Below are 16,808 nucleotides of genomic sequence, written 5' to 3'. Positions count from 1 at the left end.
CCTCCTGTGAAAACAATGTCCAGCCCCAGGTGTCAGTCCGGTATTGTAAATATTCTTTAGATTAGAGGCGATGATACTTAATTAAACAGACTGTCAGAATTTGTATATTGACGACAATATGAAAGCCAAATTAATTTTATCGTTCCTGCTCTTGAACATAGTTTTTGAAGGCAACAGTCTCAGAGCGCAGAGAATCCCCGAACTAGGAATAGTTGCTACCCTGGAGCAAGACTCACTGGTATATGCATCTGGTTTTAAAATGCTGGGCGAATCTGTAGGACGCATGCTGTCGCCTGCTCTTAGCAAGAGTCAGTTTGCCAATAATTTAAAAAGAATACAACAGGCACACTCAAATGTATTCCTTTGCAATATTTTCTTCCCCTCAAGGCTCAAAATTGCCGGCCCGGATGTAAACGAACAACACGTATTACGTTATGCTGACAGCGTTTTTATGCGCGCAAAACAAGCCGGAGTAAAACTTATAGTGCAGGGTAGCGGAGGGGCAAGACGCCTTCCTGATAGCTATGATATTGAGCGGGCAAAGACTGATTTTTCGGCTATTTGCCGTAATCTCGCTTTTACTGCAGAAAAATATGGTGTTATGATTGCACTTGAAAGCCTGGAGTCTTCGGAAACAAATTTTCTGACTACACTTGCTTCTGCTGCAGAAATCGTTCGTAGAGTTAATCACCCTAATTTTAAATTAAATGCAGATATTTTTCATATGATGAGAGAGAGCGAGTCGCCTCAAAGTATTTTGGATGCGGGTGAACTTCTGGTTTACTGCGAAATAGCTGAAAAAGAAACCCGCTCACTGCCGGGCGTAAAAGGCGACAATTTTAAGCCCTATCTAAGAGCCCTTAAAGCCGCTAAATATAGCGGGCCTATCTTTATTGAAGGTAATACTAAGCAACCCGAATTAGACATACCGCTTTCTTTTATCTATTTAACGCGCCAGTTGAAAGAAGTTTATTCAGAAAAGTAAGCAGTCCTGTTTAGCTCTATGCCTGGGTTCGTTTCCTCACGAACCAACAAAAACACTCACCTGTTTCATGAGGACACAATCAGGTCAACAGAGGTATTACCATTTTTTCCTGCTAAGTGGTCTCCTTTCAGGAACTCTGCAGTGCTACAAGAAGCTAGTGAATTCCTCTGCCGATTGAACCATAGTGTTCAAAGAGTTCAACAACCCTTTTTTTGATCATATCCAGATAAAACGAAGATTGAATTAAAGTCTCGATAGTGCCACCTCCCGAGTAATGGCTTTTGCCAAGAGTACCTTTAAAACTTAATTCGGCATCTCTATAGGTAAGCCATGCCCGTTGCGCTGTTAGTAAGGCAGCCTTATCCCCGGGTTTAAGTTTTTGATTCAGCTTTTTGTAGTATTTGTTTAACAGGTTGTCGTAGGCTTCTGCTGCCTGATGGACAGCTTTTCTCATTCCCAGGGTGCTGTAATCAACCTTAAGAGATTCGGACATGTAATGATTAATCTCAAAAGTGTCGAGTTTAAACTCGATTTCGTCTGTGTTTAAGTTTTGCTTTTTCAGCCTGTCGTTAAATTTAGCTGCCGACTTGCTAACCAGTACCCGGATCTTAGCCTCGATTTCAGGCCTAATGTCTGTTGGTCCTTTTTGCTGAGAATAGCCGGTTGATGACAGTAATAATGCAACCAGAATTAAAAAGTATTTCATGAATGTGACTAATAATGGTGAAGCTAGAAAAAGCAAGTGAAATACAGTGATAAAAAAGCGCCCGCAAACGGGGAGAATGCAGGCGCTTAACTAACCAATTATAAACCTACTCATTAGACGGGCTTCAGGATGAAAGGTTACAGAATTTTTGAAAAAAATGCCGGACTGGCGCCTGAATTAGCCGCTACCTCAACAAATCTCCTTTTTCAATGCTTTCTGCTCCTCCAGCAACCATCTCAGCAAAGCTGTCTTAGCCGGTACAAACCGGCTGTCATAAATAAAGGCAGCCTCTGTTTCCAAAGCCAGCAGGTTCTTCTTTTGCATCCTGATAAATCTCCGCTGCATGCGTGACTGGCGGATATTGCCTAAAGCACTTTTCCATTCCGACACGCAGAAATCAATAAACTGCAGGTTGTTGTAGTTGACGGCTATCAACTTTTGGCATAAGATGTCATCAACCTGTTCAGAACTTTCAGCAGTAAGAACAAGTTTATTGAGAAGCCGAAGGTGCTGCATGATATACTCAAAGCGTTTGTATGCCATTGGCTCGTTCTTCATCAACTGGTGGAGAGGCAACAATGCCAGCTCAATCAATTCGGCAGATACACCCTGAACCGCTAAGCCCATGTGCAAATGATCGCAGCTCTTCCGGTATCTGCGACGTGCGCGGTCTAACAATGCTCTTGGAAGAAGTACTTTTTGACATGTTGCAGGAAGTAATGCATTAAGCTGTTGAACCAGTTGCAGCAACAAAATCAGCGCACGAGCCAGCACAGGAGGCCCGCAGTAGCGCCATTCGAGATAGAGCTGGTCGATATACCGGATCAATACAGCAGTTTGAGTGCAAATGGAGCGTTGGCGCCGGATGATTAATTTGTGCTTAGCCGAGGTGGTTTGTATGTAAGTAAGCATTTCGGGGATAGCCGATGCTAACACGCGGGCTGTTCTGAGTTTTCTGGTCTTTCTATTAATAGGTTAATACAGAGCCAAAGTTTTGGTTTTTCAATCATGAAGGTATTAGGTTTTGACAGTAGATTTGGAGAGCACGGGCGATTAACCGGGCGGCTCGCTGGCGTCCCAAGCCCATTCCAGGATCTGCCCGATAGCATCACGCAGGCTTTGCTGATCCGCCTCCCTGCTAACGTCTATTCCGCACATCGGACTGTTACCGGTTTTACTTTGCAGCACCACTGCGTAGATTCCTCCAACCAGAAGGGCCAGAATGGCATTTAAATTCACCGAAGAGGCAGAAAAGCGCTCCTGGCACATTTCCAGCAAACGCTCTACTTCCTTTTCCCGTAGCATGGCAACGCTACTGATTACCGGGTGGTATTCGCTGATCTGCCAATGAACGAATTGTTGCATCTCCTCATTTCTGAGGAAGTATTCCAGCTGATCTTTAAGTACACCGAAAATGTAATCTCTGGGATTGTCAGGTGTCTCAAATTCACGGAATACGGGCATCCAGAAATCCCGTTCATGGATATAGGTTTTGAGCAGGTTATTTACGGAGCCGAAATAATAATTGATCAGCTTTTTGTCTACACCGGCAGTCCGGGCAATCTCTGCAGGAGTACAGTGTGTGTACCCTTTGTCTACCAGAACCTTTCCGACAGCTTCGATCAGAAGCCGCCGCGAGGTATCGGCATTCCTTCTTCGGGAAGGATTATCTTGATTTTTCATAGTTCTCCTTAGGTAAACTTAATTTCTTAGCGATATCATCGAAGGCGTTGAGTACTCTATCCAACTGTGTGCGGGTATGTGTTGCCATCAGACTCATCCTGATGCGGGCATCTTTACGCGAAACAGCCGGATACATGATCGGATTGGTATAAACCCCTGCACGCAAAAGCATGGCGGCAGCTGCAGCGTTGAGGACGGGGTCGCCTATCTTAACCGGGATGATGGCTGAAGCGGTATTGCCGATATTTAAGCCCAGGGCTTTAAGTCCCGCGCTGAAATAGTTAATATTTTCCCAGAGCTTCTCTTGCCTGTCCGGCTCTTCATCGATCAGATCAATAGCCTTCAAAATCGACATGCATGCCGGACTCAGCGTAGCTGAAAAGAGATGCTGCCTGGACTGGTACTTTAACAGATCGATAATATCCCGGCTGGCGATCACGTAGCCTCCAATATGGGCGAATGTTTTACTGAAAGTGCCGCTAATAATATCCACTTCCTGCAGGAGGCCATACTGCTCGATCAGGCCTCTTCCGGTCTGTCCGAGAACTCCCGTACCATGGGCATCGTCTACCATCAGGTAAGTGCCATATGCCCTGCATAACCGGAGGATACTATCCAGCGGCGCCAGGTCGCCGTCCTGGGAATACACTCCGTCTATGATCACCATCCGGGTGCGGTAGCGCCGTTGAGCATCAATTAGAATGCGTTCGAGTGCGTCAAGGTTATTATGAAGAAACGATTTTACGTTGGTGGCCGAACAACCTTCATACACACTGGCATGTACTGCCATATCCAAAATTGCCAGGTCCTCTTTCTTCAGCAAACACAAGAGCGAAGCACTGTTGGCGGTATACCCTGTGGTATAGACAATAGCATCGCTGCGCTTGAAAAAGCGGGCTATTTTCTTTTCCAATTGCTCGTGAAAACTGTAGTGTCCGCCAATAGCGGGCGATGCACCCGCTCCTGTACCGAACTGCAGGATACCGTCGATTGCCGCTGCGATAACTTCGGGATGCTGGGTGAAACCGAGGTAATCGTTGGAAACAAGACTGACGTACGAGCGCCTTCCTCCCTGACCCGGGATATTCAGCTCCAGCTCGGGGCCACAGCCGGTTTTGGCTTCGAACCGATAGTTAAGACGGGATTCGGATTTAAGATAATTAAGATACTCAGCAAAATATGCCGCTCTCTCTCCCAGTTCGGCGCCGGGGATGTTTTCAAAATCCTTGAAACTTGCGCTTTTAAAATTGATCATCATGATTTTGGCTTTTTTGTTAGCCATAAAACTAATGGGCTGCAGAGGTGTATGGGGGGAATTAAAAGGACTTTATTATCAGTTTCGCTATCTTTTTTTTCAGGTAAAGACCTTGATTATATTGGCAGACGAAATAATAAAAAGGCCGCCAGACATGTGTCTGACGGCCTTTAGCAACTACCTAACCATCTCAAGCAGGGGAATATATTACTCGACTGAGTATCATATTTTATTGAATTTTACCTTTTTTAACGATAATGTTTTTAGCATAAAAGAATGTATCCCCTAAAGGGCCAGAAGAGCCACTTGCACCTTCCATTTGCATATTGATAATAATATTAAATGTCTGGTTAAAAAAGTTAGTGCCTGTATGGGTCCCTTTCAATACTCCATCTATATAGTATTCACATTTTACGTTATTTGTAGGAACTCCTCTCCTGTCGTTAAGCCGGGTAAGTACAACCTTATAATTATGCCAGTTTGTAGGTGCATCTGCCACCACCGTTTTCACGGTTTCCCAGCCAACGTTTGTCCAGTCGGGACCATCTGCTGTATTCTGCCAACATAGATTGTTCCCTTTGAATTCCAATATGTCGCTTTCTGGCGGCCAGCTGTGGGCACCGGTAATCCAAAATGCGGGCCATGTACCGGAATTAATCGGAGCCTTGAAGTCTCCGCTTAGCTCCCACGCATCGTATTGCGAATTTATCACCACCTGAGGCTTCGCATGAATAGCTCCGGAATGGTAACGTATGGGTAAATGCGGATCATGGCTGCTTACCCCCTCTGTTTGCGGAACACGCGTCGCCTTAACGGTAAGAATACCAGATGTCTCAATATATACCTGGCTATGGTCGGTGGAGCTTGCATACATTCGGGCCGAGCCGTTGTGATCAGAACCCCAGGGATAGAGGTAATTCCATGTACTTTCCAGAGAACTATAATTAGTAAAACTTGTCCCGTCCATTACGGTTTCCCAGGCAATTGTTGGTGTTCCACCCCCTGGCTTACCCATTATAGAGGCCGACTGCTTTCCTGATCCGGATGCATTTACATCTGCATTTACCCCTTCTGGTCCGGCTTTTCTACAAGACGAGAATAAAAAAATCGTTAACAGGGGAAGAATACCCAATTTAATTTTTGTGTTCATAATTCGTTAGTTATTAAGTTTATAAAAGATCAGCCGGTCTGATAATTCAAATATTGTACTGTTTTTCCAAATCGGAAGGGGGGATTACCACAATTACAAGGGGGGTATCGAAGATGCTGTAACAGAATTGACCCTAACACAAGAAATAATCGGGAATCTTTGTAAAGAGACAACCACTTTCAATACCCTGTTAGATCCTAAATTAACTACGCTAAGAGAAGTTCTTGAACATTACAAGATTTCAAATCGCCGGACAAATCAACTTCTATTAACCTTTTCGTTGAACTTGTATAACTTCTTAAAGGCTTTCCTATACTTTTTAATATATTCGGACGGATTCATCCCGTATACCTTGCTAAACTGTTCACGAAAGTGCTTCATATCATTAAATCCGCATCTAAATGCTCCTTCGTTTATCCTGCAGTCTGTATTTATGAATAACTCAGCGGCTTTCCTCAAACGGATAAAACGAATAAACTCATTTGCAGATCGCCCGGAAATGGTCTTAACTTTTTGATAAAGAGAGGAATAACTTATCCCCATTTCCGAGGCCAGAGTATGAACGCTAAAACTGGAATCACTGAGATGTTTCTCTGTTATTGCAATACATTTTTCCAGAAACTCCTTATACTCTGCGGAAACAGTTGAATCATCCGATTTAAAGGTGATCTGGTTATAGAAATAACGCTGAAGATTACTTTTACTTTTCAAGAGATTGGCTACCCTGGCAGTTAAGATCTCCTTGTCAAAGGGTTTAGTGATATAATCGTCTGCGCCACTTTCTATGCCTTTCAGCTTAATTTCAGAAGAAGAACTGGATGTGAGCAAAATTATTGGTATATGATTAAGGGAGGCTTCATTCTTAATTTGCAAACACAGTTCAACTCCACTTAATTTACCCATAATTACATCAGTAACGATAATGTCCGGGATATGTTTTCTTGCAAGCTCATAGCCAGATTCGGCAGAATCTGCTTCATAGATTAAATAAGATGGCTGAAACAACTGTTTGATATAGCGTCTTAAATCTTCGTCATCTTCCACTATCAACATAGATGATTTTTCTGATATCATCTCTCTAGACGGATCTTCATTCACGTTCTCCGCCAGACTATTTTCTTCGTAATCTTCAACTAATTCCTCAAGAAAGACAGGCAGCTCAGTGACTTCAGGTTCGATCACAGACGGATCAAAATGTTCCTTTCCTTTAAGCAAGTTAATTTTGAACTCTGTACCAACCCCCTTTTTACTTGTATAGGAAACCCGACCTGCGTTTCCCTCAATAAACTTCTTCACCAGATGCAAACCGATTCCAAAACCAGCCTTCCCTGATCGGTCCTTTTCACGTCCTTGATAGAACACATCAAAAAGCTTTGCTCCTACATCCTCAGAGATTCCCATTCCTGTATCTTTGACAAGTAACTCCACCTCTGAATCCAAATCAAAAAGGGTCAAAGTTATCTTTCCTCCCGAGGGGGTATATTTAAAGGCATTCGAAATAAGATTAAATAATGCGATTTCCAATTTTTCCTTATCAGCATAAATCTCAATCTCGTCTTCAGGAGAAATAAAATCAAAATTCAAATCCTTTATTTTCGCTTGCTGAATGAAACATAAATATACCTCCCTGCAGAACGTCACCAAATTAACTTTGCTAACTTTCAAATCATCTGTATCAGATTTCCGGAAGTGTAGCAACTGATCCACCAGGCTCAATAATCGTCGGGCGTTTCTATAAACCACTATCAGGTCTTTGGGATCTATTTGACCATTTTTGTCGTTTAAAAACTCTTTAATCGGGTTGATAATCAGTGTTAAGGGAGTCCGAAATTCATGAGAAATATTCGTAAAAAATGATAGCTTTCTTTCATTTAATTCATGCTCTTGCTCGACTTTTATATTCGCTAGCTCGATTTGATATTTCAGGCGTTCTTGTCTCCTTTGGTAAAGACTATAGCAATAAAGAATCCCGACAAATAAGGCCACATAAAAGCAATATGCCCACCAGGAGCGCCACCAGGGAGCGAGGATCTTTATTTTCAGCACCCGTTCATTGCTTGCCCAAACTCCTTCGGTATTAGTAGATTTAATCTTTAACAAATAGGTTCCTTCTCTTAATCTGGAGTAATTAGCTATTCTGGATTTGCCGGCGGTATTCCAACTCTTATCCCATCCCTCCAGGTAGTATGTATAGGCTATTTTATCGGGGGCCGAATACTCTAAGGCTGCGAAGTCAACCGAAAGAACTGCCTTATCGTAAGGGATAACTATCTCAGTGAGTTCATAAACGCTTTTTTTACGATTGGAGCTTCCGTCCGCTTCGTATGGAAGATTATTTATTCTTAAGCCGGTAATAAAAATTTCCGGGTTTCTATTTATTGGCCTTATGTCTTTCGGATAAAAAATATTAAACCCTTTTATACCTCCAAAAAGAAATTCTCCTGAAGACAATTTTAGTGCTGCATTATAATTGAACTGATTGCTTTGCAATCCATCAGAGCCATAATAGTTACGAATATTCTTTCTATTGGCAGATAGTTTGGAAAGCCCAGTAAACGTACTGATCCATAAGTTTTGCTGTTTATCTTCAAGAATATTCAGAACTGAATTCCCTGCCAAGCCGTGTTGCCTGGTTATATTCGTTGAGCTTCCATTTTTCCGATTGAACAACAACAATCCTCCTCCCTCTGTTCCCACCCAAAAATCGCCCTTTCGGTCTTCGTATATCGCCCTTACGGCCTGACCAATAGGATATACATCGTGCCTTTTATGGATCGTATCAATTTTAAATAACGAATAAAATGTTCCCGCCCACAATTGCCCGCTCTTATCTGCTGTAAGTGTGATTACGTTTTTTAGATTATTGTCGAATAATTCAAACTTATTTCGCTGGCGATTAAAAATGTAAAGGCCGCCGTCTGCGCAATTGCCTGCCCATAAATTCTTATTCCTGTCCTCGAAAAGCGTCCAGGAGTATCTTTCATGAAACTTCAGATCAGGGTTAAAACAAGGATAATATTCAAACGATTTCCTGGCCTTATTGAATTTATTAATACCTCCTCCGTAAGTAGCTATCCAAATATCACCCTTGTAGTCTTTTATGATTCTGGCTATATTATTACTCGTCAACGATGCTGGGTTTTTACTATCGTGATAATAATGACTGAATACATTCTTGTTCCTATCCCAATAACTCAGTCCGGCACCGTCTGTACCTATCCAGAGCTTACCATTGTCATCCTCACAAAACGAAAGAATAAAATCATTGATAATGCTATTCTTGTCAAATGGGTTGTGTGCTATAGTAGAAAAGCGATCCTTTTTTTGATCGATCAGATTTATCCCCCCTCTTAAGGTTCCCAGCCACTTTCTTCCATCTTTATCTTCAAACATGGTACTAACCGCCAGACTCGTGAGCGAACCCTTATTTTTATTGGTATAAATATGTTGCGCAGCGAAGGTTGTGGTGTTTAAAACAGTTAAACCATTCGCATCTGTGCATATCCATAATTCACCGCTTTTATCGAAGGTCAAGCCATGAATCAAACCCATGTCAGAGGAGTTGGGAACATCAATAGACTCAAATTTCCTGCTCTCCACTCCATACCGGTATAAGCCATTTTCATTGCCCACCCAAATATTTCCGGATAGATCCGTTTCCATACAGATCCCCGTTTTGATGCCGGTATTTACTATATAGACCGACTTTGTTTTATAGTCAAATCTGCATATACCCTTATTTTGAATAAATAGCCACACACGATTCGAGTGATCGATATCTATTGACTGAACGTGATAACCATACTCCAGCTTCTTGCCAACTCTCAAAGGCACTTTAGATGCTTCCTTCTTTGACCATGTATAAAAAACAAGGCCCTCTCCAGCACTACCGATTAAAATATTGCCACCCCGGTCAGACTTAATATCGTTAATGGGATTTGTGAGTCTCCTTCTCTCCTTTCGAAAAGTGAATGAAAGAGAGCTGAACTTTGAATTTATTCGATTGTAGATGCTAACCCCGTTTTTAGTCCCTACCCATAAATTATTTGACCTGTCATCATGTATTGTCACCACCCTATCGTTTGATAAGGACGTAGAATCGTTTATTGTATTACGGAATACTTTAAAGTTGTAACCATCAAACCTGTTGAGTCCGTCATAGGTGCCAAACCACATAAATCCAAACTTATCCTGATATATGCTGGTTACTGCATTATTAGACAAGCCATGTTCGATGCCCAGATATTCAAACCTGGGATAATCCACAGCACTTGATTTAAAATACAAAGCAACTATCAGACTAAAAGATACAAAGAAATATTTCATGGTTCTTTCCTTCAAGGGCGAACTGATGGGTTCTGATTAACAAGTTTGAATAATAAAGTTAAATGGTTTATAATTTCAACGTAGCTACGTAATATATAAATAAACGTTGCATCTGATCGATGATTTTCAAAACCATTTATTCCAATACGCTTTAACTCCTGGCACTGTCAATTCCCTTAGATTCGTTCCCTTTTCCTAAAAAAAGGTGAACTTCCGGTGTTGATGATCAGCCCGCCGTTAAATATCCTTTTGATTTTCCTAAAAAGACTCATCTGACGGGCGTCAGACAAGTCTTATATAACCAATTATTGAGGAGGGCATACTGATATTTAACTATTGATCGATGCCAGGTATTTACGGCTGATAAATACCTATGGCTGGCTTTTTGTCAGAAAGCACAGGGTTGTTGAAAAAATCCACGATACTAGTTGAGACAATAACCTTCCCGGCATTAATACACGGAGAATCGTCTTTTAACTGAAAACACTTTAATGCATCAAAGCCTTGAGATCTACTCACCGGAACACTTACGAACATGGGATCAGAAGTCAATGCATGAGGATCATCAGGAATGTTGATATGCCGGCCATGATACAAGTTGTTTTCAAAAAAATTCCTCGTGCTTTCTCCAATTTGATAGTTGGCGACATCGGCAACCCAGAAAATGTTGTTAGCTATTAAGGTACTATCTGCGTAACCATGCCAGCTGGTGATGTCTATCATGGTACTATCTATTCTAGAAGATTCCTTTTTAGGAAGATAGATCACATTATTATAAATCGAGGTATTACTCACCGGGCCGGCAATATGAATTACCGGCGAAAAGCCAGCGGACTTTCCGGTTAGCCTGGAACCATCATTAACACTCACATTATAGCGGACAATTGTTCCTACATTACCAATATTTCCAGGCTTTCCTGCACTTCCATCATTACAAATGAGTAAAAATCCGCCTGCGTTGTCATGGCTATAATTATACTGTATAATCGTGTTCCTGCAATTCCAGTCTGAATCGAAGCCCTGTGAGTCCCAGGGACCTGCCGTGTATGCAACCTCATTAAATTGAACAATGGTATTATCGCAACTCCAGGGCCATATTCCGGCGGCTGCATCACCTTCCGGAAAACGCTGGCCTGCTTTGAAAACTACATTATGTTCTATCAGGGCTCCATCGCATCCGATGGGGACAATTGCGTCCCCACCAATGTCATTAAGTGTGTTGTTCCTGATAACTACATTGTAACTGGGAAACCAATTTAAGCGGGAACTGTAAGCTGAGCTTGTGATTCCATTTCTATCGGTCCGCTCGATTCTACAATTTTCGATAAACAGTCCATTAAATGCAGACTTGACGGTTTTCCCCTTATTCGTCCAGTGTATTCCGGCCCCGCCACCGTCTTTCTTTACATTCGTTCCATTAACATCATGAACATATAGATTAGAAATCACGACATTATTTGCGATTCCAAAATCTTCAATCAATATGTGCAACCCCATCCTTCCTGCTTTATAGGTAGCGCCTAAATTGGTAATCTCCAGGTTTTCTAGTTTAACGTACTCAGAATTATAAACCAAAACTGCTTCAGAGAAATCGCCTGCGCCATTAATTTGCGGCTTGTTCCCGGCACCATACGAACCAAACACTACGCTCATTTGTGATGTACCGCGGCAATTTATTTTCAAGTGGCCGCGATAAACTGTTGAATTTGAGAACAGGACTGAATCGCCGGGACTAAGAACCAGGCTATTTACTTTTGTAAGGGATTTGAAAGGAGTCTTTCGCGATAGCCCGTTGTAAGCGTCGTTACCTATAAGTGCATTTACATAATAAGTTCTGCCAGCAGCACGTGTTTTAGTTAGCTTAGCAAGTAATGAGCCCGGCGATAGTATAAATAACACTGCCATTAAGCAAAATAATATAGCTGGCTTAAAGTTCCGTTTTTCCATAAGTGGTTCAAACTTCAATAATTTGAAAAATCTGATCATAACTTTTAAATAACGATTTGAATTACCACTGAGGATTCTGCGTCAAGCTTCCCCCGGCTTTATCTATTTCCGCTCCTGGAATTGGATACAAATACATTTTATCTTCGAATACCCTGTTCTCCACCGGAGTTTTTTCAAAGGAGAACGAGGTTCCGTTTTTGAGAATTTTCATTCCATAAACAGGAGAAGCAAACACCTGCCCTATCCTCCAGCGACGAACATCCCAGAAACGATGTTCTTCGAAAGCTAACTCCACCCGCCTTTCATTCCTAACCTTTTCCCGAAATTCTGGTTGAGAGGAGGCGATCACATTTGGCATATTTACCGACGATCTTTTGCGCACAAGATTGATTGCTTGTCGGGCCGATAATGTATATCCGGCAGGCGTTACATCAGGACCATATGCTTCATTCATTGCCTCAGCATAATTCAACAGAATTTCAGCGTATCTGAAATATACCCAGGCATGATTACTCGTACGATTGAGCGACAGATCAAGTCCTTCGTCGGCAAACTTCTTAAGGTAGTAGCCGGTTCGGGTAGCTCTCGGTTTCCCAAGGCCGTCTTTACCTCCTATCCAGGCTTCTACGGGCCTGCCTTTATAGGTAGAACCATTAACGATAACGGTCATCAAGAGACGCGGATCTCTGTTGACATAGGGATTCTGACTATTATACGAGGGGTCGGCATTAACAGGTAACCCATTTGTGGTCTCATAAGAATCTATCAAATTTTGAGATGGATTTATTCCACCAACAGCTCCGTCAAATCCTGCGGGAAAGGTTGTACGCTCTAAGTTGTTAGATGCAGAATACCGGCGTTCGAAGATAAATTCGTTATTAGACATGGATCGAAACAAGTCTCTGTAGTTTGCCAATAACGAATATCTATTAAGAGCTATTACGGCTTTTGCAGCATCAGCGGCACTGACCCATTTTTGTAAGTCATTTGCCGGATTATTTAAAGGACTGGCAGCGTACAAAAGAACTCTGGACTTTAGAGCTAGTGCAGCCCCTTTGGTAGCTCTGCCAATCTGATTGCCACTATTCAGATCACTCCATGTGTTCCTTAACTCATTGTTGATCGCGTCAATCTCTGTTACGATAAAGTTGGCACACTCGTTAAAGGTATTCCTGGGGCGGGGAGATTCATCTGCTGACATTGTGGTAAGTATAAGTGGAACACCACCATACCTCTTTAAAAGCTCGAAGTAAAAATATGCTCTTAAAAAGCGCGCCTCGGCGCGTAACCATTTTATATCATTAATTTGATTATTGTAATTAGTTTTTCCAGCTGCGGTAATGGTATCGCGGTAGAGAACGTTTTTATAATCCACCGTCTTTTCGAGAAAAAAGTTAGCTTTTCGAACACCTGTATATAATCTCGCCCATTGGTCATCCGGGTTAATGAAAGGACCCCAACTACCATTATTAAACCGCTGAATGGTGGTTGCTGTACCCGAATGCACCGCATCGTCGGTGGCGGAAGCTAAAAACGCGGCATCAATTCTGTTGAACCCTTCGGGCAACGAGGTATATATAGCTATACCAAAATCACGCATCGGGGTATAAGAAGAAAACACCTGCTCTTCGCCGTAATTTGTGTCGAGCTTTCTATCGAGAAACTCTTTATCACAAGATATTGCGAGTACTGAGATTATGGCATAGATATATAAATAATATTTTTTCATCACTTTATATGTTAAGTCGATTATTAAAATTGAACCTGAAGACCGGCGTTATATGATTTCAACGGAGGATATCCTCCCATACCTTCGGGATCAACTGTTTTGATTTTATCCCAGGTAAAAAGATTCACACCAGAAACAAAAAATCTTGCAGACGAAATCCTGAGATGCTTAAGCAGGTTTGGGGCAAGAGAATAGCCTAGTTCAATATTTCTAAGCCGTAACACGCTTCCTGACTTCATCCAAAATGATGAGGTCCGATAATTATTCTCATTCGGGAGTGTTGTTAACCTCGGATAAGTGGCATTAGCAGCGTTTTCCGGAGTCCACCTGTTTAAAGCATTTTGTGTTACGTTATTATTATTTATCAGAGCCCAAAAATAAGTCCCACTGGTAAAAACATTACGATTGGTAATACCATGAAAAAACAGTTCAAGGTGTAATCCCTTAAACTTAGCTCCCAGGGTGGTGGTGTAGGTTAACTCGGGATAAGAACTGGAACCAAGAGAAACTTCATCATATTCATTAATAAAGCCATCGCCATTTTGATCCTTATATCTTATGTCGCCAGGCTGAACCGGTGAAAAAGACTGAACAGGACTGGCCGAAATCTCATCATAACTATTGAAAAGGCCTAGTGCTTCAAGTCCGAAATATTGATCTATTGCGTGCCCGGTCCGTTTCATATACTCTTCCGGCCGGGAGATTTCATTCATCTCTATAATTTTGTTCCGCGCCATAGAAGCTCCGGCCTGGATATAATAGCTAAAATCACTGATTTTACTATTAAACTTCAGGTCGAGCTCGAAACCACGATTATTAACTTTTCCCAAATTCTGGAATGACGTAGGCACTCCAACATAGGAAGGCACAGAGCCGTCGCTTGTGGCGAGAATATCAGAACGAGTTTCCGAAAACAGGTCGAGAGTTATATCCAGGCGCTTTAATAATGTGGCATCAACCCCCATATTGTATTTCAGGGATTTTTCGAAGGTTATATTCGGATTGCCCAACGGCCCCTCAACTATTGCTCCCCATACCGTATTATTTGCTCCGAGGTTATAACCACCAGAATAGTAGAAATCCTGCTCATAGGCAAATCTCCGGCCTGCTAACCTGTCATTCCCCACGAGACCGGCGGAGGCCCGTAGCTTTAAGAAATCAACAACTTTGCTTGTATTTAAAAAGTTCTCATTGCTAAGCAACCAGCCTGCTGATAGTGCCGGAAAGAATCCGAAGCGGTTGCCTTTGGCGAAGCTTTCAGATCCGCTATACGAAAATCCAAGTTCTGTGAAATACTTGGATTGATAACTATAGTTGAAGCGGCCTGCGATATTTTGGGTGGCATAATCCACATCATTCCCGCTAACTTTCAGCACGTCCTGATGGTACATCAACATAGCCGATAATCCATGTTCTTTTATCAACTTATCGTAATTCAAGGCCAACTGGAAATTTGAACGATTCCATTGATCATTCCCTCCCCGATCTACTGAATAGTCGCTAGTATTTCCCCTATTCTGATATACGATAGATTCCTCGCCAGCCGGATTAGTTACGACACTCATTTCACTATAAGACAGCGATCTGGTTCTGTTGTAGTTTCCCCGGTGCCAATTGTTCAAAGACATTAACTGACTAAATTTCAAGCCCTGAAGGAGAAACCCGAGATCTTCGGTAATTCGCATAGTGGCGTTTAAGTTGCGGTCGTTTGAAGTTCTATAACCTCTCCCCAGCACTGCAGCTACAGGGTTATCCGTATAAACAGCATTTCCGGCCCATGCCTGATTTGGATACTTGACAGGATAAATATTCGATGGGTACCTTGCTAAATTGTTCCACAAAGTCGGACCGTCGTAATTAGGAAAAGCCCTGTCTTCCAATCGACCGCCAAGATCAAAAGAAGCCGATACTATTTTATTCAGTGTTAAATCGATATTAGACCGAAAATTGTATTTTTTGAAGTTTGCATTGGAGTTAGCAACCGGCTTTTTATCAGTGTTAGCATACAGTCCCTGGTTGTTTAAATACCCTAACAGTATAAAATATTTAGCATTTGTATTTCCGCCCTGAAAGGTTAAGCTATAATCACTTAAGGGAGCACTTTTGCGCAAAACTTCGTCGTACCAATTCACATTCGGATATCTGTTAGGGTCGGATCCGGTTCTATAAGCCTCGAGAGCAGCAGCTGAGTACTGTCCGGTTAAATTATCATTGGTCAGAGCTTCATTATAAAGTCGCGCATAATCATAGGCACTTACAGACTGAGGAAGTCTGGATGGCTCTTGGGTGCCGGTTCGAGCATTTAAGGTTATTTTAGTTTTACCGATCCCGCCCCTTTTTGTGGTTACCAGAATCGCGCCATTTGCACCTCTAATACCGTATAAAGACAATGCCGCGGCATCTTTTAATACCGAAACACTCTCAATCTCATCTACCGCTAATTGATCAAAGGAACTTTCAAAGCCATCGACAAAAATCAGCAAAGAGTTATTCTGATAAGTCCCCTTTCCCCTGATAAACATGGCGGGAGCGTCATATCCGGGCTCGGCAGAAGTCTGCATTACCGTTAAGCCTGGCAATCTGCCGTAAAGTGTATTGCTTAATGTAGCCGCAGGAGTTTTACGAAGTGTTTCGGAACCGACTGTTGAGATGGCGGAGGTGAGCTGCTGAAAATTTTGAGTGCCATAAGCAACACTCACTTTGTCTCTACCTGCGTGTTCTTCTACAAGCACTATATCCCGTTTATTTGCAGACAGAAAAAAAAGATGCTCCTGAGTAATATAGCCTGCCTTTTTAAACACCAATGTGGTAGAATCACGCACCTGAATTATAAAGCTCCCGGTTTCATCAGTTTTGTATTCGGTTCCATTTTTAGCATCAACAATATTAACACTTGATAAGCCCCTGCCATTTTTGTTCTTAACAGTACCCGATACAGAGATTTGGGCATTGCTTATATTGGTACAGCCTAAGAGAATGGCCAGAACAAGATTTAATTGTATAAATATTTTATTCATTTTCTTTCGT

At 42.1% G+C, this 16,808-nt stretch carries 10 protein-coding genes; 1 reads left to right on the top strand and 9 read right to left on the bottom strand.

Features of this window, described 5'->3' with window-relative positions; translation table 11 throughout:
* Nucleotides 1-118 precede the first annotated feature (118 nt).
* Nucleotides 119-985, top strand: coding sequence for a sugar phosphate isomerase/epimerase family protein (locus J3P43_RS17270; RefSeq protein ID WP_255904777.1), 867 nt, complete (start codon nt 119-121; stop codon nt 983-985).
* Between the two features lie 154 nt (nt 986-1,139).
* Here the strand turns inward: J3P43_RS17270 and J3P43_RS17265 are convergent, their stop codons facing one another.
* The 9 genes from J3P43_RS17265 to J3P43_RS17225 form a co-directional block, all read right to left on the bottom strand.
* The gene (locus J3P43_RS17265) at nt 1,140-1,691 is read right to left on the bottom strand and encodes a lysozyme inhibitor LprI family protein (RefSeq protein WP_255904776.1); all 552 of its coding nucleotides are present in this window, start codon (nt 1,689-1,691) and stop codon (nt 1,140-1,142) included.
* A 189-nt stretch (nt 1,692-1,880) separates the two neighbouring features.
* Complete coding sequence (locus tag J3P43_RS17260; RefSeq protein ID WP_255904775.1) at nt 1,881-2,627, bottom strand: hypothetical protein; 747 nt, start codon at nt 2,625-2,627, stop codon at nt 1,881-1,883.
* 117 nt (nt 2,628-2,744) lie between these two features.
* Nucleotides 2,745-3,374, bottom strand: a complete 630-nt coding sequence (locus tag J3P43_RS17255) for a TetR/AcrR family transcriptional regulator (RefSeq protein WP_255904774.1) — start codon at nt 3,372-3,374, stop codon at nt 2,745-2,747.
* Nucleotides 3,358-4,632, bottom strand: a complete 1,275-nt coding sequence (locus J3P43_RS17250) for an aminotransferase class I/II-fold pyridoxal phosphate-dependent enzyme (RefSeq protein ID WP_255904773.1) — start codon at nt 4,630-4,632, stop codon at nt 3,358-3,360. The genes J3P43_RS17255 and J3P43_RS17250 overlap by 17 nt, the downstream gene beginning before the upstream one ends.
* A 226-nt stretch (nt 4,633-4,858) precedes the next feature.
* Nucleotides 4,859-5,779 (bottom strand): LamG domain-containing protein, encoded by a 921-nt coding sequence (locus J3P43_RS17245; protein WP_255904772.1) that lies wholly within the window; start codon nt 5,777-5,779, stop codon nt 4,859-4,861.
* Nucleotides 5,780-6,037: 258 nt separating this feature from the next.
* Nucleotides 6,038-10,105 carry a two-component regulator propeller domain-containing protein gene (locus J3P43_RS17240; protein ID WP_255904771.1) on the bottom strand — a complete coding sequence of 1,356 codons (4,068 nt, stop codon included), beginning with the start codon at nt 10,103-10,105 and terminating at the stop codon, nt 6,038-6,040.
* A 354-nt stretch (nt 10,106-10,459) separates the two neighbouring features.
* Nucleotides 10,460-12,010 carry a right-handed parallel beta-helix repeat-containing protein gene (locus tag J3P43_RS17235; RefSeq protein WP_255904770.1) on the bottom strand — a complete coding sequence of 517 codons (1,551 nt, stop codon included), beginning with the start codon at nt 12,008-12,010 and terminating at the stop codon, nt 10,460-10,462.
* 103 nt (nt 12,011-12,113) lie between these two features.
* Nucleotides 12,114-13,781 (bottom strand): RagB/SusD family nutrient uptake outer membrane protein, encoded by a 1,668-nt coding sequence (locus J3P43_RS17230; protein WP_255904769.1) that lies wholly within the window; start codon nt 13,779-13,781, stop codon nt 12,114-12,116.
* A 23-nt stretch (nt 13,782-13,804) separates the two neighbouring features.
* On the bottom strand, nt 13,805-16,798 hold the full coding sequence (locus J3P43_RS17225) for a SusC/RagA family TonB-linked outer membrane protein (RefSeq protein WP_255904768.1): 2,994 nt from the start codon (nt 16,796-16,798) through the stop codon (nt 13,805-13,807).
* Nucleotides 16,799-16,808 lie beyond the last annotated feature (10 nt).

Source organism: Paradesertivirga mongoliensis (genome assembly GCF_024436395.1).
GTDB lineage: Bacteria > Bacteroidota > Bacteroidia > Sphingobacteriales > Sphingobacteriaceae > Paradesertivirga > Paradesertivirga mongoliensis.
This window is presented reverse-complemented; position numbering and strand designations above follow the sequence as displayed.